Annotated in this window: 18 protein-coding genes; 9 read left to right on the top strand and 9 right to left on the bottom strand. The window is 58.6% G+C overall.

Annotated features, from left to right (window positions below; translation table 11 throughout):
• Nucleotides 1-100 precede the first annotated feature (100 nt).
• Nucleotides 101-877, bottom strand: a complete 777-nt coding sequence (gene exuR / locus IBT47_RS09680; protein ID WP_105592036.1) for a transcriptional regulator ExuR — start codon at nt 875-877, stop codon at nt 101-103.
• A gap of 367 nt (nt 878-1,244) precedes the next feature.
• Here exuR and IBT47_RS09675 point away from each other — a divergent pair, with 367 nt between their 5' ends.
• Together IBT47_RS09675 and IBT47_RS09670 are read left to right on the top strand one after the other, a co-directional pair.
• Nucleotides 1,245-2,693 (top strand): tagaturonate reductase, encoded by a 1,449-nt coding sequence (locus IBT47_RS09675; protein ID WP_200560257.1) that lies wholly within the window; start codon nt 1,245-1,247, stop codon nt 2,691-2,693.
• A gap of 10 nt (nt 2,694-2,703) precedes the next feature.
• Nucleotides 2,704-4,194, top strand: coding sequence for a UxaA family hydrolase (locus IBT47_RS09670; RefSeq protein ID WP_200560256.1), 1,491 nt, complete (start codon nt 2,704-2,706; stop codon nt 4,192-4,194).
• A gap of 48 nt (nt 4,195-4,242) precedes the next feature.
• On the opposite strand, the gene sstT is transcribed toward IBT47_RS09670, so the two are convergent.
• Both sstT and IBT47_RS09660 read right to left on the bottom strand, forming a co-directional pair.
• Nucleotides 4,243-5,496, bottom strand: coding sequence for a serine/threonine transporter SstT (sstT, locus tag IBT47_RS09665; RefSeq protein WP_105592590.1), 1,254 nt, complete (start codon nt 5,494-5,496; stop codon nt 4,243-4,245).
• A 192-nt stretch (nt 5,497-5,688) separates the two neighbouring features.
• Nucleotides 5,689-6,687 (bottom strand): Gfo/Idh/MocA family protein, encoded by a 999-nt coding sequence (locus tag IBT47_RS09660; protein ID WP_200560255.1) that lies wholly within the window; start codon nt 6,685-6,687, stop codon nt 5,689-5,691.
• 184 nt (nt 6,688-6,871) lie between these two features.
• On the opposite strand from IBT47_RS09660, the gene IBT47_RS09655 reads away from it, so the two are divergent.
• Nucleotides 6,872-8,563 carry a chloride channel protein gene (locus IBT47_RS09655; RefSeq protein WP_200560254.1) on the top strand — a complete coding sequence of 564 codons (1,692 nt, stop codon included), beginning with the start codon at nt 6,872-6,874 and terminating at the stop codon, nt 8,561-8,563.
• A 239-nt stretch (nt 8,564-8,802) separates the two neighbouring features.
• Here IBT47_RS09655 and IBT47_RS09650 read toward each other — a convergent pair whose 3' ends face one another.
• From IBT47_RS09650 to IBT47_RS09635, 4 genes are all read right to left on the bottom strand, one after another.
• A complete protein-coding gene (locus IBT47_RS09650; RefSeq protein ID WP_200560253.1) occupies nt 8,803-9,606 on the bottom strand; it encodes an inositol monophosphatase family protein in 804 nt (267 codons plus the stop codon).
• A 14-nt stretch (nt 9,607-9,620) separates the two neighbouring features.
• Nucleotides 9,621-10,682, bottom strand: a complete 1,062-nt coding sequence (locus IBT47_RS09645) for an ABC transporter ATP-binding protein (protein ID WP_200560252.1) — start codon at nt 10,680-10,682, stop codon at nt 9,621-9,623.
• Nucleotides 10,679-12,901, bottom strand: coding sequence for an iron ABC transporter permease (locus tag IBT47_RS09640; RefSeq protein WP_200560251.1), 2,223 nt, complete (start codon nt 12,899-12,901; stop codon nt 10,679-10,681). Before IBT47_RS09640 ends, IBT47_RS09645 begins: the two co-directional genes overlap by 4 nt.
• Nucleotides 12,902-12,982: 81 nt before the next feature.
• Nucleotides 12,983-14,011: an ABC transporter substrate-binding protein gene (locus IBT47_RS09635; protein ID WP_200543453.1), complete on the bottom strand. Its 1,029-nt coding sequence runs from the start codon at nt 14,009-14,011 to the stop codon at nt 12,983-12,985.
• A gap of 217 nt (nt 14,012-14,228) precedes the next feature.
• On the opposite strand from IBT47_RS09635, the gene IBT47_RS09630 reads away from it, so the two are divergent.
• From IBT47_RS09630 to IBT47_RS09610, 5 genes are all read left to right on the top strand, one after another.
• The gene (locus tag IBT47_RS09630; protein ID WP_105592583.1) at nt 14,229-15,263 is read left to right on the top strand and encodes a LacI family DNA-binding transcriptional regulator; all 1,035 of its coding nucleotides are present in this window, start codon (nt 14,229-14,231) and stop codon (nt 15,261-15,263) included.
• Nucleotides 15,264-15,301: 38 nt separating this feature from the next.
• On the top strand, nt 15,302-16,282 hold the full coding sequence (locus IBT47_RS09625; protein ID WP_200560250.1) for a LacI family DNA-binding transcriptional regulator: 981 nt from the start codon (nt 15,302-15,304) through the stop codon (nt 16,280-16,282).
• A 123-nt stretch (nt 16,283-16,405) separates the two neighbouring features.
• Nucleotides 16,406-17,215, top strand: coding sequence for an inositol monophosphatase (locus tag IBT47_RS09620; RefSeq protein ID WP_200560249.1), 810 nt, complete (start codon nt 16,406-16,408; stop codon nt 17,213-17,215).
• 108 nt (nt 17,216-17,323) lie between these two features.
• The gene (locus tag IBT47_RS09615) at nt 17,324-18,682 is read left to right on the top strand and encodes an MFS transporter (protein WP_200560276.1); all 1,359 of its coding nucleotides are present in this window, start codon (nt 17,324-17,326) and stop codon (nt 18,680-18,682) included.
• A 24-nt stretch (nt 18,683-18,706) separates the two neighbouring features.
• Nucleotides 18,707-19,993: a histidine-type phosphatase gene (locus IBT47_RS09610; RefSeq protein WP_200560248.1), complete on the top strand. Its 1,287-nt coding sequence runs from the start codon at nt 18,707-18,709 to the stop codon at nt 19,991-19,993.
• Nucleotides 19,994-20,067: 74 nt separating this feature from the next.
• Here the strand turns inward: IBT47_RS09610 and IBT47_RS09605 are convergent, their stop codons facing one another.
• Together IBT47_RS09605 and IBT47_RS09600 are read right to left on the bottom strand one after the other, a co-directional pair.
• Nucleotides 20,068-21,408 carry a gluconate:H+ symporter gene (locus IBT47_RS09605; RefSeq protein WP_200560247.1) on the bottom strand — a complete coding sequence of 447 codons (1,341 nt, stop codon included), beginning with the start codon at nt 21,406-21,408 and terminating at the stop codon, nt 20,068-20,070.
• Between the two features lie 188 nt (nt 21,409-21,596).
• Nucleotides 21,597-22,088 carry a M48 family metallopeptidase gene (locus IBT47_RS09600; RefSeq protein WP_105592578.1) on the bottom strand — a complete coding sequence of 164 codons (492 nt, stop codon included), beginning with the start codon at nt 22,086-22,088 and terminating at the stop codon, nt 21,597-21,599.
• 129 nt (nt 22,089-22,217) lie between these two features.
• On the opposite strand from IBT47_RS09600, the gene rlmG reads away from it, so the two are divergent.
• On the top strand, nt 22,218-23,345 hold the full coding sequence (gene rlmG, locus IBT47_RS09595; RefSeq protein WP_200560246.1) for a 23S rRNA (guanine(1835)-N(2))-methyltransferase RlmG: 1,128 nt from the start codon (nt 22,218-22,220) through the stop codon (nt 23,343-23,345).
• The last annotated feature ends 56 nt before the right edge of the window (nt 23,346-23,401 follow it).

Raw genomic sequence — 23,401 nt, 5'->3', positions numbered from 1 at the left:
CGGACCAGGGATGTTTTACCGTTGCAGCGGTCCGGCGTGAAGGAGTTTTACACTGGCTGACATAAGTGAACGAAAGCTGACTCAATCGACTAAGAAAGACCTACTTTTCGTCGTTGGCGATGCTATCCAGAGCGATAACCGGATTTTCAGCAAACATGTAGCGGTCTACGTTAAATTCAAAGTCATCTGTCGTGGCGTTGAACAGCATCTGGCGGGTATTCTCCAGGTGCTGCCACATTGCCAGCTTGCTCCCTGCCGGGTCCTTGCGGATCAGCGCTTTGAGAATGTTATCGTGATCTTCGCACCAGCTCTCTATCGAGCGCTCGTCGATATGTTCATGCAGTTTTAGCCAGTACGGGTTGTACAACCGGTGCAACCACATTTTTTCAACAATTGCCGCCAGCGCGCTGTTCTGCGTAGAGAGCGCAATCTGCACGTGGAATTTCATATCCCACTCGGAGTCACGGAAGCGATCTTCCTGCCGGGCCTGCTCCTGAATAGACATCAGTTGCACGATATCCTGGCGGGTCACCTGGGTGGCGGCAAATTCAGCAACGTTGCTTTCTATCAGCTGACGGGCCTGCAGCAGCTCAAAGGGACCGAAGCTGGCAAACTCCAGCTGGCTATTGGTGGTTACGCTTTTCTTTTGCTGCTGTGACACCACATGTATGCCGGAACCTTTACGCACTTCTACATAGCCTTCTACTTCCAGCATGATGATCGCCTCGCGCACCACGGTCCGGCTGACGCTCATCTCTTCCGCAATAAAGCGCTCGGCAGGCAGCTTGTCGCCAATCTGATACTGGCCCTGTTCAAGGCGCAGTTTTAACTCAGCTGCCAGCTGCTGATAGAGACGACGTGAGTCGATCTGTTGCATGGTTCGCGCTCCGATACACAATGATTTGCTGAAACCTGTTATACCACTTTCCCCGTGTTAAAAAAACAGACGCTCGTTAAGGTCTTGAACCACCGAATACCCTGCAGGGTACTGAACGGGTTATAAAGATGTTATACCTTTTCGTCTGAGATTAAGACCGCGACACTGAGAATGAAGAAATCATCAATATTCTTTTATTTGTATTAAAAACAGATATTTAAATTTAGCATTGTGATTGTGGGACGCTAATCACCCGCAGTTGATAGTGTTTTTTGTGATCTGTTTCTCACTATTTATTCAGCATCAGGCATAATTGGTATGATAACTTTGCTGGTATTGAAACACAGAACTTTCCAGGGGATACCAGATGCAGACGCTGAACCGTGATAATTTTCCCGGCCGCCAGGATGCCGAACGCGTAATCCAGTTTGGTGAGGGCAATTTTCTTCGCGCCTTTATCGACTGGCAGTTAGACCTGTTAAACGAACATACCGGACTTGATGCTGGCGTGGTGGTGGTCAGGCCGCGTAACAGTGCGGCTAAGCGCAGCCTGAACAGCCAGCAGGGGCTGTATACTACGCTGATCCGCGGTATTAACGATGAAGGGAAAGTGGTCAGCGAAAGTCGGCTGATCCGCTCGGTTAATCGCGAGATTCATCCCGTAGAAGATTACGAAGGATTTCTGGCGCTGGCGCGTAACCCGGAGATGAAATTTGTCTTCTCCAATACCACTGAAGCGGGCATCAGCCTGGATGCTGCCGACACGCTGGACAGCGCTCCCCCGGTCAGCTTCCCGGCCAAACTGACGCGGCTGCTGCTGGAGCGCTGGCAGCATTTTGATGGCGCGGCGGATAAAGGCTGGGTGATCCTGCCCTGCGAACTGATTGACGATAACGGTGCCGCGCTGCGGGAGCTGGTGCTGCAGCTGGCCCGCGAATGGCAGCTGCCGGCGGCGTTTGCTCAGTGGGTCGAACAGAGCAACATCTTCTGCTCGACGCTGGTAGACCGCATCGTGACCGGCTACCCCGATAATGCCGCCGATCTGCACGCTGAGCTGGGCTATCGCGACGACTATTTGGTGGCGGGTGAAGTTTACTACCAGCTGATTATTGAAGGGCCGGAATGGGTGGCCCAGGCATTGCATCTGGACCAGCTGCCGCTGAATATTCGCATGGTTGACGATATTGCTCCGTATAAGGCGCGCAAAGTGGCAATCCTCAACGGCGCACACACTGCGATGGTGCCGGTCGCGTTTCTCGCCGGGCTGGATACCGTCGGAGAAGCGATGGACGACGCGGAGGTGGCCGCCTTTATTGATGCCACGCTGCGCCAGGAGATTATCCCAACGCTGGAACAGTCCCCGGAAGAGCTGAATGCCTTCGCCGATGCGGTGCTCAAGCGTTTCCGTAACCCGTTTATCCGCCATCAGCTCAGCGCGATTGCGTTAAACGGCATGACGAAGTTCCGCACCCGATTGCTGCCTGCGTTGCTGACGCAGGTTGAACAGCAGGGCGCTCCGTCTCCGCGCCTGAGCTTTGCCTTTGCGGCCCTGCTGGCGTACTACCGCGGCGAGCGCAGCGGCACCCGCTACGCACTTCAAGACGACGCCCACTGGCTGGAGCGCTTCGCTACGCTGTGGCAGCTGGCGGAGGCACACGACATTCCCCTCGGCCAGCTGGTCAACGACGTGCTGTCCGATGCCGCCCACTGGGGGCAGGATCTGAACCGTCTTCCGGGCCTGACGGCGAGCGTGACCGCTCAGCTGGAGCAGATTATTACCGTTGGTATGCGCGCCGCGCTGGCGCAGATTAAGTAAGGTATTCGCGATGCAAAGTCTGATAAAAATTCACGATCTGGATAATGTTGCCGTCGCGCTGCGCGACCTGGAAGAGGGGGAGCAGGTTACTATCGGCCAGCATTCCGTCGTGCTGGCCCAGCCGGTGGGGCGCGGGCACAAATTTGCCCTTCAGCCGCTGGAAACCGGCGATCTGGTGATGAAGTATGGCCTGCCGATCGGGCACGCTACCCGCCCCGTTGCGCCCGGCGAAATCATCCACTCACAGAACGCGCGTACGAATTTGAGCGATCTGGATGAATATGAATATCTGCCCGACTTTGCTACCGTGCCGCCGCAGGCTGCGGACCGCGAGGTGCAGATCTTCCGCCGTGATAATGGTGATGTCGGCATCCGCAACGAGCTGTGGATACTACCAACGGTTGGCTGCGTCAACGGTATCGCCCGGCAGATCCTGCAGCGCTTCCTGAAGGAGACCAACCAGGCGGAAGGCATCGACGGCGTGCATCTGTTCAGCCATACCTTTGGTTGTTCACAGCTGGGGCAGGACCATGAAAACACCCGAACCATGCTGCAAAACATGGTGCGCCATCCGAACGCCGGTGCGGTGCTGGTGATCGGCCTCGGCTGCGAAAATAACCAGGTGGATGAGTTCCGCCAGACGCTGGGTGCGTATGACGACAGCCGCGTGCGCTACATGATTTGCCAGCAGCAGGATGATGAAGTGGAAGCGGGGCTGGAGCAGCTTCACGCGCTGTACGAAATGATGCGGCACGACCAGCGCCAGCCGGGCAAACTCAGCGAGCTGAAGTTCGGCCTGGAGTGCGGCGGCTCGGACGGCCTGTCCGGCATCACCGCCAACCCGCTGCTGGGCCGCTTCTCGGACCAGATGATCGCCAACGGCGGCACCACGGTGCTGACCGAGGTGCCGGAAATGTTTGGTGCGGAACGTATTCTGATGAGCCGCTGCCGCGACGAAGCGACCTTCGACAAAACCGTCAGCATGGTCAACGACTTTAAGAAATACTTTATCGCCCACAACCAGCCGATCTATGAAAACCCGTCACCGGGCAACAAAGCGGGCGGTATCACCACGCTGGAAGAGAAGTCGCTGGGCTGCACGCAAAAAGCCGGGCAGAGCCAGGTGGTGGACGTGCTGAAGTACGGCGAGCGGCTGAAGGAGCCGGGCCTGAATCTGCTGAGCGCACCGGGTAACGATGCGGTGGCGACCAGCGCGCTGGCCGGTGCGGGCTGCCATATGGTGCTGTTCAGTACCGGGCGCGGCACGCCGTACGGCGGATTTGTGCCGACGGTCAAACTGGCTACTAACAGCGAGCTGGCGAAGAAGAAGCCGCACTGGATCGACTTCGATGCCGGTCAGCTGATTCACGGTACCGAAATGCCGGAACTGCTGGCGAGCTTTGTGGATACCATCGTTGAGATTGCTAACGGGCGACCGGCGCGCAATGAAGTGAATGAGTTCCGCGAGCTGGCAATCTTTAAAAGTGGGGTCACATTGTAATAAAAAAAGCCTGGTTTCCCACAGAGAGGGAAACCAGGCCGGTCGGGATTACTCTTGCGTTTGCGACTTCACCACGCCAGCGCGGCGATCTTCCGCCATACAGGCCGCTGCGGTAAACAGAATATCCGCCGATGAGTTCAGCGCGGTTTCCGCAGAATCCTGCAGCACGCCGATAATAAAGCCGACCGCCACCACCTGCATCGCAACCTCATTCGGAATACCGAACATATTACAGGCCACCGGGATCAGCAGCAGCGAGCCACCGGCCACACCGGATGCACCGCAGGCGCAGATCGACGCCACCAGGCTCAGCAGAATGGCCGTGCCGACATCGACATGAATCCCCAGCGTATTCACCGCCGCCAGCGTCAGCACGGTAATGGTAATTGATGCCCCAGCCATACTGATATTGGCCCCGATCGGGATCGAGACGGAGTAGGTGTCTTCATCCAGATTCAGTTTTTTCGCCAGCGCCATATTCACCGGGATATTCGCCGCCGAGCTGCGGGTAAAGAAGGCGGTCACGCCGCTTTCACGCAGGCAGGTAAACACCAGCGGATACGGGTTGCGGCGGATCTGCCACCACACCAGAATCGGGTTAAATACCAGCGCCATCAGCAGCATACAGCCCAGCAGCAGGCCCAGCAGATGTGCGTAATCCCACAGCGCTTCAAAGCCGGTTGAGGCCAGAATCGAACCGACCAGGCCGAAGATACCGATCGGCGCAAAGCGGATCACTACGCGCACCAGGCGGGTCACGGCATCAGATGCATCGCTGAGGAAGGCGCGGGTGGTGGCGCTGCTGTGGCGGAACGCCAGGCCCAGGCCGATACCCCATACCAGAATGCCGATGTAGTTGGCTTTCATCAGCGCTTCAATCGGGTTGGCCACCATGCTCATCAGCAGGCCGTCGAGCACTTCCAGAATGCCGGAAGGCGGGGTGATTTCGGTACTCGCCGCGCGCAGCGTCAGGCTCTGCGGCAGCAGGTGGCTGGCGATCACTGCCACCACGGCGGCGCAGAAGGTGCTGAGCAGATACAGCATCACGATCGGGCGAATATTGGTTTTCTGCCCCTGCTGATGGCTGGCGATAGATGCAATCACCAGCACCAGAACCAGAACAGGCGCAACGGCTTTCAGGGCGCTAACGAACAGCTCGCCCAGCAGGCCAACGGCCAGAGCATTACTTTTTGAGAACCAGGCCAGCGCGATACCCGCCAGCAGTCCGATCATGATTTGTGTTACCAGGCTTCCCTGCATCAGGCGCTGGATGACTCCGCGCCCGCTGTTTTCTCTACTCATAATTTTAAATCACTGTCGTTATCTATAGTTCTGCCGCACGGCACTACATTGCGGCGGCTTATGTGTGTTTGCGCAGGGAAGTATAAGGAAATGTTCTGTCAGGGGAAGCGAAAATTCGGAATTAGCCGCTATCGGTCGGCATAAAGCAGTGCTGCGGCAGGAGAGGCCCGCAGCATTACGCGATCGGGAAGATTAGAGGTCTGACGTGGGTTCCTGAGCATCGGCCGGGAATACCACGCCGGTCTGGCGGCGGATTTCCGTCAGCAGCCGCGCCACGCTTAACGAGTAGTTCAGGCCGGGGTGATTAATCTCATTGGTTTCTATCAGGCGCGCAAAGGTTTCCGCCTCATACAGCATGGTATTGATATGCTGCGGCTGAGTGAGGTCCTGCGGCTTCGCGCCGCGCGCCACGAAACTGACGTTCTGGCATTCAGAAACGTGCTCGATGACCAGCGAACCGGCCTCCCCCTGGATCTCGCTCGGCAGCACCGACTGGCTGATTTTGGAATGCTGCACGGTCACGTCAAAGCTGCCGTAGTCCAGCAGAACGGTGCCTGCACCATCCACGCCGCTTTCCAGCAGCGTCGCGCTGGCGGTAACCTTCTGCGGCTCACCCCACAGGCTGACCGCGGTGCCCAGGCAGTAGTAGCCAATATCCATAATCGAGCCGTTGGACCAGCGCGGATTAAAGGTATTTGGGTTTTCACCGTCAAGGTAGCGCTGGTAGCGGGATGAATACTGGCAGTAGTTAATCAGCGCCTTACGCAGCACGCCGATCTTCGGCAGCGACTGCTGTAAAACCTGGAAGTTCGGCAGGCTGGCGGTTTTGAACGCCTCGAACAGCACCACCTGATGTTCCCGCGCGCAGGCGATCATCTCTTGCACTTCACGCAGGTTTGACGCCAGCGGTTTTTCGCAGATGACGTGCTTGCGATGACGCAGGAACAGCAGCGACTGCGGGCAGTGCAGGGCGTTCGGGCTGGCAATATAAACGGCATCGATCAGATCGGACTGGGCCATCGCTTCCAGCGAGTCAAAAAGTTGTTCTACCGGGTAATCGTTGGCGAAAGTCTGTGCCTGTTCCAGCGTACGTGAATAGACGGCGGTCAGCTTAAATTTGCCCGTTTCATGAGCGGCATCGACAAACTGACGGGTGATCCAGTTGGTTCCAACGACGGCAAAGCGAATCATAGTATAGTCCGTTCTCTGGGATGGCCGGGCGCACCGGGGCGATAGCGGCCAAAAAGGGAAAAAGCAGATTAACATGCGATGACGCTGGCGCAATGGCTAAAAACGCCCTGTCGCCGCAGCGGTCACGATTTGATTTTTCGCAGCGGCTCTCGCACGATAGAGAAAAGAATTTCGGGGTAAAAAGATGTCGATTGGCACTAAACATGCACTTAACTGGACCAGCATTCTGGTGGCGATCCCGGTCGGGCTGGTGGCGTCGCTGGTCACGTTGGGTTTTCGTAAACTGATCGAGCTGATCGACGGGCTGGTGTTCAGTGGGGAGCAGGACATCACCGAAGCTATGCACATTTACCCCTGGTATTTTTGGCCGCTAATCGTCGGCGTCGGCGGGCTGATTGCCGGATTTTTTCTGCGCTACGCCACGGCATTAGAACAAAAGGATACTATTCGCACCGACTATCTGGACGTGATCAACGCCCGGCTGGATAGCGTGCCAACCCGCACCTCGCTGTTTCGTGGCCTCTCCTCGCTGGCCAGTATCAGCAGCGGTGCCTCCATCGGCCGGGAAGGGCCGATGGTGCAGTTATCTGCGCTGAGCGGCAGCCTGATGGGGCGCTGGCTGTTTAAATCCCTGCCGCTGAAAAACAGCGACGTGGTAGCGATGGCCGCTGCCGCCGGTCTGTCGTCGGTTTATCATGCGCCGCTGGCGTCGGCGATCTTTGTGGCGGAAATCGCCTTCGGCATTTCGGCCATGCAGCGGCTGATCCCGCTGATAATCTCCTCCGGTGTTGCGGTGCTGACCATGTGGTCACTTGGCTATCGTTCGGCGATTTATCCCTTTTCCCACGCGCAGTTTGAGCTGACGCCGGAAAGCATCCTGCTGACGGTGGGGATTGGTCTGCTGGCCGGGCTGTTTGGCTGGGCGATGATCTGGCTGATTGGTCAGAGCAAGCGACAGTTCGGCCGTATCGGCAGCCTGCCGCTGCGGCTGGGGCTGGGCGGCGTGCTGGTGGGCGCGCTGGCGATCGGCAGCACGCAAATCCTCGGCAACGGCTATGAAGTGATCGTGCGCATTATGGCGGGCAGCTTCCTGCTGCCGATGCTGGCGGCCCTGCTGCTGCTAAAAATGTTGGCAACGGCGATCTCGGTCGGCTCCAGTGCGGTAGGCGGTCTGTTTACCCCGGCGCTGCTGATTGGCGCGCTGATGGGGCAGCTGGTGGCGCTGGTGGCCATCATGGCGGGCGTGCCGGTCAGCAACGCCGAAGTGTTTGCCGCCGTCGGCATGGGCGCTGTGCTGTCCTCGGTAAGCCAGGCACCGCTGATGGCGATGCTGATGGTGCTGGAAATGACGCTCAACAGCAGCCTGCTGTTCCCCACTATGATCGCCTGCGTGCTGGCGTCGATGCTGGCCTATCGCCTGCAGTCGGGCAGCACCTATTCGGTGGTCAACAGCCACTTCAGCCGTTCTGATGCCAAGTTCGATTTTGATAACGGCATTATCTCGCAGTTTATCGTCTCCGGCGCGGCGCTGACGCCGGAGGATTCGGTGGGTAAAGCGCTGGCGGTCAGTTCGCTAAAGCGCGAGCGCTTTGTTTACGTCATCGACCACAAAGGCACCTTCCTCGGCGCCGTTTCGATTCACGATATCTCGCACAAGGTGCTGGATAAGGAGATCACTCTGACCTCGCCGGTGAGCTGCGTGATGGATTCCAGCTTCCCGACCATCTTTGAAAACCAGACCATTCGGGAAGGCTGGGAGGCGTTTGCCCGCATCACGCTGGAGCGCCTGCCGGTGCTGAATAATCCGCAGGAGCGTAAATACGTCGGGGCGCTGACCAAAACCAGCCTGATCCAGAAGGCAAAGGACTTTATCTGATAAAAGCCAGGCGGAAAACATTCGTCATGCAGCATTGAGAACATGGGTGAACTGAGGGTATCTGCTGTGTGGCTGACCAGGAGTTTCGTCAGCATAACAATAGCTAAGGAGGGGCCTTACCCGCCGGAGGCAGGTAAGGCGTTTGGTCTGTACTAAGTGGGTGTAGAGTCCGTTGCTTGCTGGTTTTTCGCCTGCGTTACGGTCTGGCAATGCGCTTCAGGTCCGCGCTGCGCCCGGAGCTACAGCCCGGCAATGCGCCGCAGATCCGCTTCCGCACCCGGGGCTACCGCCAGCACCTGCGCGCCTTTCAGCAGGCGATCGCCTTCGGTATTAAACGGGTGATACCAGCCGCCCGCCTCTTTTACCAGGCAATAACCGGCCAGGCAGTCCCAGGCGTGCATATAAGGTTCGTAGTAGCCCACCACACGGCCCGCGGCCACCCAGGCCAGCATCAGCGCGCCGGAACCGATGCGGATAAAGTTGCCGCCCGCATCCAGCAGCGAGGCCAGAATTTTCCCCACCTCATCCGGGCTGACGTAGCTGTTGGCACCAAATCCGGTGACGTGGTTTTGCAGCGTGCGGGCAGGATCAACCTGTAACCGCTTGCCGTTCAGCGTAGCCCCGTGGCCCAGCGCGGCGACGTAGCACTCCTGATAGTAAGGGGCATAAATCGCCCCAATCACCGGTACGCCGTCCTGCAATACCGCCACCGACACGCACCAGTTGGGCATGCCGTTGAGGAACGGGCTGGTGCCGTCAATCGGATCGACCACCCAGGTATAGCCCGACGACCCCGCCTGAAGGCCATACTCTTCCCCCAGAAAACCGTCGTCCGGGTACTGAGCGCGGATCTGCTGGTCGATCATCTGCTCAACTTCGCGATCCGCTTTGGACACCACGTCCTGCAAATCATGTTTGGTTTCCACCACCAGGCTGTCGCGCTGATGGAAATACGCCAGCGCCTTTTCTCCCCCGGCACGCGCCACTTTTTCCGCCAGCGCCAGCCGCGCCAGCAGTGCATCATGGTTTACTGATTCACTCATTATCTATCCTTAAATTAGCCAGCAATCAGGGCCAGGCCCTGCGGTTTAAAATCAATCGCCACGCGTGAAGCCAGCGGCCGCTGCTGTTCCATCTGCGCATCGACAATAAACAGCGGCCCCAGTTCGGTTGCCACCTCATATTCAATGTGATCGCCCAGCCAGGTGCTGTGCGTCACTTCCCCCGGCAGCGCACCAACGCCATCATCGCGCAGGGTAATGAACTGCGGCCTGACGGAGAGCTGAGCCGCGCCGGTTTTCACGCCGTTGCCGCGCACGCGATAGCGCTGGTTGCCGAGCCGTACCAGCGCCTCTGCGCCCTCAATCTGCTCCACTTCGCACGGCAGAATATTGGCCTCGCCCATAAAGTCGGCGATAAACACCGAATTCGGCGCGCGATAGAGGCTTTCAGGTGCGCCCTGCTGGGCGATATTGCCTTCTTTCATCACGATAATCTTATCGGATACCGCCAGCGCTTCTTCCTGATCGTGGGTGACATACACCGCAGTGAAGCCGAGCCGCTGTTGCAGATCGCGGATGTCTGTACGCACGCGGCGGCGCAGGCGCTCATCAAGATTGGACAGCGGCTCATCCAGCAGCAGCACCTGCGGTTCCAGCACCAGCGCGCGCGCCACGGCGATACGCTGCTGCTGGCCGCCGGAAAGTTCGGACGGCAGGCGCTGGCCCTGGTTCTCTAACCCCACCAGCTTCAGCCCCTCCCGCGCGCGGTCCTGCGATTCGCGCTTGCTGATGCCGGAGGATTGCAGGCCGTACATAATATTATCGAGCGCGCTCATATGCGGAAACAGCGCGTAGGACTGAAACACCATCGCCACATCGCGTTCGTTGGCCGGCAGGTGAGTGACGTCTTTACCGCCAATCAGAATGCGCCCGGATGTCGGGTGCTCCAGCCCGGCCAGCAGCCGCAGCGTGGTGGTTTTACCGCAGCCGGATGGGCCAAGCAGCGTGACCAGCGTACCCGGCTCCACCGTCAGCGACAGGTCGGGCAGGGCGTTAAAGCCCGCGAAGCGTTTTGAAACGTGCTCAAACACCACGGAACCGGCATTCAGGGTTGTCATACGGCATTCTCCTGGGTTAAAGAGGTGGAAGCGGGCGTTGCAGGCACATCTACCGGGCGAGTGACGCGACGCAGCCGCCGTTCCCCGACCAGCCACTGGAATACGCCGATAATCAGCAGCATCACCACGATCAGCACCGTGGAGTAGGCGATCGCCACGCCGTATTCGCCGTTTTCTACCAGTCCGACGATATAGGACGTCGCCATGTTGTACTGCGCGCTCACAAGGAAGATCACCGCGCTGATCGAGGTGATCGCCCGCACAAAGGCATACACCAGTGCGGCACTGATCGCCGGTTTCAGCAGCGGCAGCACCACCTTACGCAGCGTGCGGAAGCTGTTAGCGCCGAGAGTCAGAGAGGCTTCATCCAGGCTTTTATCCAGCTGGCTCATTGCTGCGATGCCGCCGCGAACGCCCACCGGCATATTACGGAAGACAAAGCAGGCCACCAGAATCAGCGCGGTGCCCGTAATCTCCAGCGGCGGCAGGTTGTAGGCCATCACGTAGCTGACGCCGATGACCGTGCCGGGAATGGCGAAGCTGAGCATCAGCAGGAACTCAAAGGTCTGGCGACCGGCAAACTTCTGCCGCACGATCAGCCAGGCTGTGAGCAGCCCGACGATCGCCGTCAGCGGCGCGGCGATCAGTGCGATCTCCAGCGTGGTCCAGAACGAGTTCCACGCCACACCGCTCCATAGCAGATGCCCCTCGCTAAAGCTGATGCCGAAGGCACGGACGTAGTGATTGATGGTCAGGGAACTGTCCAGCCCCCACGACTGCACAAAGCCGCCCACCACAATCATGCCGTAGATCACCAGGGTGAACAGGCCCCACGGGATCACCATGCCGTACACGCCAAAACGCAGCGCGCGAGGCAGCTGGCCGTGCTGGCCGCCGTCGCCTTTACCGGTGACCGTGGCGAAGTTCTTGCCGCCCAGCCACAGCCGCTGCAGGATAAACGCCGCCAGAGTAAAGCACAGCAGGATCATCGCCAGCACCGCCGCGCGGCTCGGATCGTTTTGCGCCCCGACCACCGAGAAGAAGATCTCGGTAGACAGCACGCCGTGGCTGCCGCCGAGCACCATCGGGTTGCCGAAGTCGGCCATACTTTCGATAAAGCTAATCAGGAAGGCGTTAGCCAGCCCGGGGGCCATCAGCGGTAGCGACACGCGGCTGAAGGTGCGCCAGCGGTTGGCGCGCAGCGTCTGCGAAGCTTCCTCCAGCGAAGGACTAACGCCCTCTACCACGCCAATCAGCACCAGGAAGGCGATTGGTGTAAACGACAGCACTTGAGCAATCCAGATGCCGGTTAAACCATACAGCCAGCGGCCCGGCTCGATGCCAAACAGCGCCGCCAGATGCTCGGTTACCACGCCGGAGCGGCCAAACAGCAGGATCAGCGCCAGGCCGATCACAAACGGCGGGGTAATGATCGGCAGGATGGTCAGCATGCGCAGCGCTTTTTTGCACGGCAGCGGGGTGCGCGTGGCGGCAAGGGCAAACGCCAGCCCCAGCAGCGTCGATCCCGTTGCGGTCATTAGCGCCAGCCACAGCGTGCGCCAGGCCGTGCCGCAGGTGCCGCCGTTTAAGCAGGAGAGGCTCCAGATGGCCGGGTCCTGAATATTGCTGATTAAGCCCGCGGGCTGGAAGCTGCCGTCCACATCCTGCACCGACACCACGAACATGCTCAGCACAGGATAAAGCACAAAGATGCTGACCAGCGCCGTCAGCAACACCAGCGAAGCCACCACAAAAGCATCGCCCTTCATCACACCGCGTTCGGCCAACGCGAAGGAGAACAGCAGCAGAAAGGTGGCCAGCAGCAGCAGCGCACCGGCACCCATCGCCGGTTGGCCTGATTCCAGCGCGCCAAAACGGTTTTCCAGCCACAGCCAGCTCCAGCCGCTGTAGCCAATCGCATGGCCTTCAATGATTAAAAACAGCACGCCGAGGGCGCTGAACAGCAGCAGCAACCGGCTGCGTGCGCCCGACGGCAACAGGCCGCAGCCGCCGCACAGCGCGAACAGCGCCACCGCTATTGCCAGCCACGGATGTTCGCCCAGCTGCCAGAGCGCCGGGGCCGTCGCGGCATCGCTCCACAGGCTTATCAGCCAGCCGCCGTCAAAGAAACCGGCCTCAAGGCTGTACCACGGCAGCAGCAGCAAAGCCGCCGCGCCCATTATCAGCGCGCCGGTCAGACGACGATTATTTGCATTCATGACATACCTCGACCTGAAAACCAGGCTGAAGCGGACATCAGGCCGAAGCCACCGCGTATCAGCATCACAAAACGGCGGGGATTACTGCGCGCTGGCACCGATCTCTTTGTCCCAGCGGCTCAGCAGCGCTTTGCGTTTGGCGGAATCGCCGTAGGTTTTGAAGTCGTAGTCGATCAGCTTGATGTTCTCAAAGCGCGGCGCATATTCGGAAATCTCGGCGTTGCGGTTGGACGGCAGCTGGAAGGATTTGGCCTCTTTCATATGTGACTGAGCTTCCGCGCTCAGCGCCCAGTCGTACCAGACTTTGGCGTTGGCGAGGTTACGCGCGCCTTTGACGATCGACATTGAGCCAATTTCGTAGCCGGTGCCTTCACACGGTGCAACGGTCTTGATCGGGAAGCCATCCACCTGCATCGCCACGGCATCGTGCATAAACACGATACCGACCGTGGTTTCCCCGCGCGCGGCGGATTTCACCGGTGCGGAACCGGACTTGGTGTACTGGGAAACATTGGCGTTGAGCTTTTTCAGATAATCGAAGGCTTTATCTTCGCCCATGATCTGCACCAGCGTGGCCAGGGTGTTGTAGGCGGTGCCGGAGGAGTTCGGGTTGGCGATTTGGATCTCACCCTTAAAGCCCGGATCGAGCAGATCGGCCCAGCAGGTCGGCTCCTTCAGTTTTTTGTCGGCCAGCAGTTTGGTGTTGTAACCCCAGCCGAGCGCTCCGGCGTAGATGCCGACCGTGCGATAGCCGGAGTTTTCAGCCTGCTTCTGCGCCCAGTCCTGCTGTTCGGTCAGCAGCGGTGATTTATACACCTGGGTCAGCCCTTCATCCGCCGCCTGCATATGCGGATCGCCGGTGCCCGCCCACCAGATATCGGTGCGCGGATTGCGCGCCTCGCTGCGCAGCCGCGCATAGGCCTCGCCCGCCGACAGGCGGACCATGCTGACTTTAATATCGGGATGAGACTGGCTAAAAATACGCGTCATATGCTCGCACACCACCACATCCGCCGAGCAGACCATATTCAGATTGCCCGCCGCCGAGGCGGCAAACGGTAAAGCAGTGCAACAGAGGGATAGCGCGATGGCCATTGAGGTATATCGCATGATGATCTCCTTGGTTTGTAGGGTTGGTGCTTCACTGGCACCTGTTTTTGCACGTGTGTGCAAAGTAATAATGAACAAGAAATAAACTGTCAAATGGCTTGCAGCTGAATTAGCAGCCCTTGTCACAAAAATATAACAATTGTGATATCGGTCAGTTTGCACAGCTTTGCAATCTGAGGCAGACTCAATCTCAGCCGGGATTTTGATGGAGAGCAGCATGCAAAATGAGAAAGCGGTGGTGAGTGCGCAGGACGTGGCCGACCGTGCGGGGGTTTCGCGTTCTGCGGTGTCGCGGACCTATACGCCGGGGGCCAGCGTGTCGGAAACGACCCGTGCGCGGGTGATGAAAGCGGCAGAGGAACTGGGCTATCACGTCAATCATCTGGCGCGTGGGCTGGTGCGCAACCGCAGCGGGATTGTCTGCCTGGTGGTGTCTGAAATCGCTACCCCCTACCGCGCGATGCTGGTGCGCTGGCTGACCCAGTTTTTGCAGGAGGCGGGGAAAGTGGCGATGCTTATCAACACCGACCGCTCGGACAACAGCGTCTCGGCGGCGCTGCAGCAGGCGATTAATTTCCGCGCCGACGCCTCGATTATCCTTTCCGGCATGCCGGACCGCGCCATCACCCGCCAGTGCTATAAGCACGGACAGCGCATTATTCTGATTAACCGCGATGAGTCGCTGCCCGGATCGCTGAGTATTAATCTGGATGCACAATCGGCGGCCGAAACAGCGGTGATGGCCTTTCAGCGCGCGGGCTGTCGGCATCTGGCGTTTGCCAACTCGCTGGCCGGAACGCCCAGCCTGATGAAGCGCGAAGCCGCGTTTGTCGCGGTGGCGGAGCAGGCCGGATTAGCGGTCACCGTTGAGCGTTTTGGTTCCACATCCTATGAAAGCGGTCAGATTCTGGCGCACCGCCTGCTGACCCGCCAGCAGCGCCCGGATGCGGTATTTTGCGTCACCGACCTGGTGGCCTGCGGCTTTATGGATGAAGCACGGCACCGCTTTGCGGTCAGCGTGCCGGAGGATATCTGCCTGATAGGATTCGATAATATCGTGCAGGCCGGGTGGTCATCCTTCAATCTGACCACTTTTGCCCAGCCGGTAGAGCGCTTTGCCCGCGACGCGGTGCAGTGGCTGATCCAGACCGAGCAGGCGGAAAACGGCTTTACCCCGCAAAGTGAGCAGCAGCACGACAGTCTGGTCTATCAGGCCGATGTGGTGTGGCGCGGATCGGTGCGGGGAGGTTAACATAGGCTCACGCACACCGTAACCCGCGCAGAGTGAGCATGAGCGAGAAGAAAAAAAACTGGGTCAATGCCGAAGATGTCGCCCGCCTGGCAGGGGTATCACGCTCTGCGGTTTCCCGCACGTTTACCCCGGGTGCCTCCGTGGCGGAAAAAACGCGGAAAAAAGTCCTCGCCGCAGCGGAAACGCTGGGTTACCAGGTCAATATCATCGCCCGCACGATGATCACCGGCAGCAGCAACTTTATCGGCATCGTCACCGCCGGTTTCGATAACCCCTTCCGCAGCAAGCTGCTGTCGCCGCTGGTTCATCAGCTGGCGCTGCACGGTTTTATGCCGCTGCTGATGAATGCCGACGATCCGGAACAGCTGGCTCCCTCACTAAAACAGCTGCTCAGCTACCACGTGGCCGGGGTGATTATCACCTCCGGCGCGCCGCCGCTGTCGCTGGCCGAAGAGTATCTGGAGCGTAAGATCCCGGTGACCTTAATCAACCGGGATGCCGATCTGGCAGGCTGCGATCGTGTCGCCAGCGATAACGCCCAGGGTATGCAGCTGATGGCGGATTACTGCCGCCAGCGCGGTTGGAAACACGTTGGGTTTATCGGCGAAGAGCGGCGTAATTTCAGTACGGAAGATCGCTATCAGGCGCTGCTGGCCTGCGCGCCGGACCTGACTATTGCCACGCGGTTTATCCCCGGCGGCGGCTATGCGGCTGGCAAGGCAGCAGCGCTTGAATTACGTTCCTGCCAGGTGCTGCTTTGCGCCACGGATATGCTGGCTTTAGGCGCGATCGACGGTCTGCGAACGCTCAACGGCGACGATCCGCTACCCGCCGTCATGGGCTTTGATGATATTCCCCAGGCGGACTGGGACCCCTATCATTTGACGACTATTCAACAAGATACTGAAGGTCTGGCGCAGCAGGCGGTGGATCTTTTGATCACCCGTATTGCCCAGTTCGATCTTCCTTCCCGCCATCGCGCCGTGCCGGTGAAATTAATCATTCGCCAGAGCGCGTAATGAAAAATTAATTTTATGCGGTAGCTCACAGATTATTCTGTGAACTGCCGTCACACTCTCTTTCGCCCTACGGGGCTTATTTTTTGTTAACAAATGCACACGTGTGCATTTTCAGGAGATGTTATGACAACCCGAGAAAACGATTCGCTTTTGGCGCGCTACCGCTTCGCCTGCAGTCTTGCTGAGTCCGGGGGAAAACTGGCTTATGGATTCTATCAGCAGCGCGACAGCCTGCGGGTCGAACACAAGGGCTGCGATGCGCAGGATGTGGTTAGCCTGGCCGACCGCGAGGTGGAGTCCTTTGTCAAATCACGCATCGCAGAGGCGTTCCCGGAAGACGGGTTTCTGGGCGAGGAGAGCGGCACGTCCGATGCACACCAGCGCGTACTGTGGGTCGTCGATCCGATCGATGGCACCAGCTGTTTCCTTAACGGCCTGCACACCTGGTGCCTGTCGCTGGCGGTGGTCGTTGACGGTGAACCGGTGATTGGCGTGGTGTATGACCCCAATCACCAGGAGCTTTTCCATGCCCTGAAAGGGGAAGGGGCCTGGCTCAACGATCGGAGAATCGCGCCGCATTCGGCAGAAACGGTTGCCGGTGGCGTGATGGGCGTGGGGACCTCGCACCGCGTGACGGCGGCCGATTTCCTGCCGTTTCTCGACCAACTGTTGCAGCACGGCGGCATGTTTGTCCGCAACGGTTCCGGCGCGCTGATGAGCGCCTGGGCCGCCGCCGGTCGCCTGATTGGCTATTACGAACCGCATATGAATCCGTGGGATGGGCTGCCGGGGATCGTGCTGATGCGCGAAGCGGGCGGGGCCACCAACGATTACCTGGCGGCGGACGGCATTGCGCAAGGCAATCCGGTGCTGCTGGCCAGTAAAACGCTCTATCCACAATTAAAACAATGGGTTGTTCAACCCTTAAACTAACCTGCACGGGTCTGGCATCTGATTGCGTACTCTACATAACACGGAAACAGCCTTCAGGGACGAAGACAAAATCAATCAGCACCGCCTCCGCCCTACGGAGACAAGATGATGTCTGGATTAATCCGTTTTTTCCGGGCCAGCCCGGCGAAAACTACCGCCGTATTCAATGAACAGCGCTTCCGCAGCGTGCGCTGGCAAACGTTTCTGGCGATGACGCTGGCCTACGTAACGTTTTACGTCTGTCGGCTCTCGTTCACCGTGGCGAAAACCGCGCTGGTGGAGCTGGGTATTTCGCCCTCTGAGCTGGGGATGATCGGCTCGGCGCTGTTTTTCAGCTACGCCATCGGCAAACTGGTTAACGGGTTTTTGGCCGATCACGCCAACGTGGTGCGCTTTATGAGTCTTGGGCTGCTGCTCAGCGCGGGGATGAACCTGATGATGGGCATGACCACCAACGCGATGATGCTGGCCATTTTCTGGGGCATCAACGGCTGGGCGCAGTCGATGGGGGTGGGGCCATGTGCGGTTTCCCTCGCGCGCTGGTACGGCACCAAAGAGCGCGGCACCTTCTATTCCATCTGGTCGACGGCGCATAACATCGGCGAGGCGCTGACCTACATCGTGATCGCGGCGGTGATTGCGGGCTACGGCTGGCATATGGGCTACCTCTCTACCGCAGCGCTGGGCGCGGCGGGCGTGGTGCTGATGCTGCTGTTTATGCGTGATTCACCGCAGAGCAGCGGCTTCCCGTCGATTCATGACATCAGCAACGAACCGCAGGAAGAAGAAGAGGCCAAAGGATCGGTGTTTAGCAATCAGCTGATGGCGCTGCGCAACCCGGCGCTGTGGACGCTGGCGCTGGCCTCGGCGTTTATGTACATCGACCGCTATGGCGTAAATTCGTGGGGCATCTTCTTTTTGCAGCAGGGGAAGGGCTACAGCACGGTTGAAGCCTCGGCGATTATCGGCGTGAATGCCGTTGCCGGGATTGTTGGCACCATCGTGGCGGGCATGCTCTCCGACCGCTTTTTCTCGCGCAATCGCAGTATTATGGCCGGATTTATCAGCCTGCTGAATACTGCCGGATTCGCGCTGATGCTGTGGCTGCCGCGCAATTACTACACCGATATTCTGTCGATGGTTATCTTCGGCGCGACTATCGGTGCACTGACCTGTTTCCTCGGTGGCCTGCTGGCGGTGGATATCTCCTCGCGGAAAGCGGCCGGGGCGGCGCTCGGGACCATCGGCATTGTCAGCTACGCCGGGGCCGGATTCGGTGAATTCCTGACGGGTATCATCATCGATAAAACGTCGGTGATGGAAAATGGCACCAAACTCTACGATTTCCACACGTTGTCCCAGTTCTGGGTGGCAGCCGGTCTTATCTCTGCGCTGTTGTGCTTTGTTACCGCCGTGATGGTGGCAAGACGCAACGCCAGCGAGCGCCGCACCCTGTTTTCATCTTAATTACCTCAACAGAAGGAAGACACAATGATGGCAAAAAGACATCAGGCTGCTGCACGCCTGTTTATCGCCGGAACGCTGTGGTTCAGCGCCGCTCAGGCACATGCGGAGGCCACCTATGACCTGGAAAAAGTGGTGGAGCTTAGCCGCCACGGCATCCGGCCGCCGACGCCTGGCAACCGCACGGATATTGAGGCCGCAACCAACCGTCCCTGGACGCAGTGGAATACCGCCGACGGCGAGCTGACCGGCCACGGCTATGCGGCGGTGGTGAACAAAGGGCGCTGGCAGGGCGAACATTATCGCCAGCTGGGGCTGCTCACTGCGGGCTGCCCGCAGCCGCAGGACGTGTATGTGCGGGCCAGCCCGCTACAGCGCACCCGGGCAACCGCCGCTGCGCTGGTGGACGGTGCGTTTCCCGGCTGTGGCGTAGCCGTTCATCGGGTTGAGGGTGACCACGATCCGCTGTTCCAGACCGAAGCGTTCCCGGCGACCAACACCGATCCGGCAACGCAACTGGTGAAGGTCAAAGAGACGGCGGGCGATCTGGCGGCCCGTCAGCAGGCGTTACAGCCTGCGGTTCAGGCGCTGAAAAAAGCGGTGTGCCGGGACGATGCCTCCTGCACCTTCTTTGAAAAGCCCTGGCAGATTAAACAGAGTAAAAGCGGTAAAGCCTACGTTGATGGCCTGAGCGTGCTGGCCAATATGGTGGAAACGCTGCGCCTTGGCTGGAATGAAAACCTGCCGGTTGCCCAACTTGCATGGGGCAATATCACCTCATCGGCGCAGATCACCGCCGTTTTACCGCTGTTAACGGCTAATTACGATCTCAGCAACGACGTGCTTTACACCGCGCAGAAGCGCGGTTCCATCCTGCTTAACGCCATGCTGCAGGGCGTTGAGCAGGGCGTAAATAAGCCGACGGATAACATGCCGGATACGCGCTGGCTGCTGCTGGTGGCGCATGATACCAACATCGCGATGGTACGCACGCTGATGGATTTCAGCTGGACGCTGCCCGGCTACACGCGCGGCAATATCCCGCCGGGCAGCAGCCTGGTACTGGAGCGCTGGCGTGACAGCAAAACCGGAGAGCGTTTCCTGCATGTTTACTTCCAGGGGCAGAGCCTGGACGATCTGCGTAATTTACAGCAGGTGGATGGCAAACATCCGCTGTTGCGCGAGGAGTGGCGTCAGCCGGACTGCCGGGTAACCAACGTGGGTACGCTGTGCCCGCTGCGTTCCGCCGTGAAAGCGTTGAGTAAAAACCTCGACCGCAATGCGATCACCCCGGTGGCTTACGCGCTGCCGTGATGTTCAGCACCCGCTGCAGGCCGGTTGGCCTGCAGCACAATCCCCTCAGCATGTTCCTCAGACGAACGGCTGCCTCAGTAGAACAGCCTTTCCGCAATCAGAATAAAGATCAGCCCGGAAACCGACAGCACGGTGGTCAGCACCGTCCAGGTACAGAAGGTTTGCTTCATGGTCAGGCCGAAGCTCTCTTTCACCATCCAGAATCCGGCATCGTTAACGTGGCAGGCAATCACGCTGCCTGCGCCCGTCGCCAGCACAATCAGCGCCGGATCGATGTGAAACATCGGCAGCATCGGTGCCACAATGCCGGAGGTCGTTAATGCTGCAACGGTGGCCGAACCTAAACAGACGCGCAGCATCGCGGCAATCGACCAGGCGATAATCAGCGGCGACAGGGTGGAGGCGGCAAACAGCCCGGCGACATAATCGCCCACGCCGCCGTCAACGATCACCTGCTTAAAGGCACCGCCGCCGCCGATAATCAGCAGCATCATAGAGATTTGCGCAATGGCGCTGGTTAGCGTTTTGCCAATCTCTTCCGCGCTGCGGCCGCGGGCAAAGCCCATGGTCCAGAAGGCGATAATCAGCGAAATCAGCATTGCCATCGCTGGTGTGCCGATAAACTTCACCGCTTTCACCGCCGCAGCATCACTGCCGGGGAACAGCAGATCGACCACCGTCGCCAGCGCCATAAACAGCACCGGAGCCAGCGAGGTCAGCACGCTGGAGAGGAACCCCGGCGTCTCTTCCAGGCGATAGCTTTTCTGCTCGCCGAAGGCGCTGAGGTCGCTCTGCCCCTGGTACACCGCCGGAGCCAGACGATAAAGCACCTTATTAAACAGCGGCCCACAAACAATGGTGGTAGGGATGCCGACCGCAATACCGAGCAGCAGCACGTGACCGATATCGGCGCTGTAGGCCAGCGAGATCGCCGTGGGGGCCGGGTGGGGCGGCAGGAAACCGTGGGTGACGTTCAGCGCGGCGGCCATCGGAATGCCAAGATACAGAAACGGCAGCTTCAGCTCGCGGGCGATGGCGTAAATAATCGGCAGCAGCAGGATCAGACCCACTTCGAAGAACAGCGCGATACCCACGGTAAACGAGGCAATCACCACGGCCACCTGAGTGTTCTTTTTGCCAAAGACGGCGATCAGCGTGGCGGCAATGCGGTAGCCGCCTCCGGCATCGGCCACCAGGCGGCCCAGCATGGCACCAAAACCAAACACCAGCGCCAGGTGGCCCAGCTGTGCGCCAATCCCTTTCTCAATCGTTAGCGCAATTTGCGTCGGGTCCATTCCCAGAAACAGCGCCACCAGAAACGAAACGATGACCAGCGATACAAAGGTATTCCATTTTAACGCCATGATTAGTATCAGTAATATTGCGATTCCTATCGCGACAATTAATACAGGCATAGCCAGCTCCAGAGATCATGTTATCGGTAAAGTCGTCAATGCAACTTATAGAATTTATTTTCCGATATGGAGCTTTATGGAATGTTTATTTGATCTGCTTCGCAATATTTCACTTAATAAATCAGTGAAAATATCACGTTAACTCACTATTTTTGGCCAGAAAATTAGCCGGTTTTTTGGCTTCAGGGCTATTTCAGGTCGCGGAAGTTCAGCCAGATGCGCATATCAAACTCCAGCTGGTGATAGTCCGGTTCCATATGGCAGCACAGCTGGTAGAACGCTTTGTTGTGATCCTTCTCTTTCAGATGCGCCAGCTCGTGCACGACGATCATTTTGAGAAACTCTTCAGGCCCGTCGCGAAACAGCGTGGCGATGCGGATCTCGTTATTACTTTTCAGCTTGCCGCCCTGCACGCGGGAAACAAAGGTGTTTGTGCCCAGCGTACCCTTCACGGGATTCTGCTTATTATCAAACATCACTTTCGACAGCGCCGGGGCGTTCTTCAGATAGCGCTGCTTCAGCCCGCCGACGTACTGATAAAGCGATTTATCGTCCTGAATACTGTGCTGGCCGGGATACTTCTTCTCTACCCATGTTGCCAGCTGGCCGCGATCGGACAGCTGCTGCACGCGGGCAATCAGTTCAGTAGGATAGCCATTGAGATAGCGTAATGTTGTCATAACTCTCTAATTAATTTGCGCTGTGTTACCCGATACGCGATATCCATTACGGGTAATTTTAAGAAAAACGTTTACTGTTCGCTCATTTTAGGGGATAAAACGCGGAAATTTTACCACTAAGGTGTTCCCATGAGCCAACTTGAACTAAGCAACCGTATGCTGACGCTGCATCGTTTTCCCCAAATGCGCGAAGAAAGCCCGTTGCAGGCCTGGGATTCGGCCGATGAATATCTGCTGAAACACATCGGCGATGAAGTGACCGGCGGACCCACGCTGATTTTCAATGACACCTTTGGGGCACTGGCCTGCGCGGTCGCGGGCGAGGGCGTTTACAGCATCAGCGATTCCTGGCTTAACCAGCAGGCGACCCGGCAGAACCTGGCGCTGAACGAGCTGGACGAGTGTGATGTGCAGCTGCTGGACAGCCTGGCACCGCTTCCTGCGGCACCAACGCGGGTGCTGATTAAGGTGCCGAAAACCCTGGCGCTATTAGAGCAGCAGCTGCGTGCGCTGCGTAAAGTCGTCACGCCGCAGACGCAGATTATCGCCGCCGGCAAGGCGAAGGATATCCATACTTCCACACTACAGCTGTTTGAGAAAATTCTCGGTCCAACCACCACCTCGCTGGCATGGAAAAAGGCTCGGTTGATTTACACCACGTTCAGCGCTCCGAAGCTGGCGGACAGCGATGTGATCGCCACGTGGCCGCTGGACGGCACCGATTACCTGATTCACAACCATGCCAACGTGTTCGCCCGTGGCGGGCTGGATATCGGCGCACGCTTCTTTATGCAGCACCTGCCGGAAGATATTGACGGTGAGATCGTTGACCTCGGCTGCGGCAACGGCGTGATTGGCCTGACGGCGCTGCGGCAGAACCCGCTGGCGCAGGTTCACTTTGTGGATGAGTCCTATATGGCAGTGGCATCCAGCCGCCTGAACGTGGAGTCAAACTGCCCGGACGACTTAGCGCGCTGCGAGTTTCGCGTGAATAACGTGCTGGCGGGCTATCCGTCCGACCGTCTGCACGCGGTACTGTGCAATCCGCCGTTCCATCAGCAGAACGCGGTCACCGATCATATTGCCTGGCAGATGTTTCGCGATGCCCGCCGCTGCCTGCAGTACGGCGGCGAACTGCGCATCGTCGGCAACCGCCACCTGGATTACTACCACAAAATGAAGAAGCTGTTTGGCAACTGCACCACCGTCGCCACCAATCAGAAGTTTGTGATCCTGCGCTCGGTGAAAATGCGCTGATCGCCAGCGGTGCGGCAGGGATGCCGCACACTGCGTGCATACCACTCCGCCGCTGG

It is taken from the genome of Erwinia sp. S43 (assembly GCF_016624745.1).
Lineage (GTDB): Bacteria > Pseudomonadota > Gammaproteobacteria > Enterobacterales > Enterobacteriaceae > Erwinia > Erwinia coffeiphila.
This window is presented reverse-complemented; position numbering and strand designations above follow the sequence as displayed.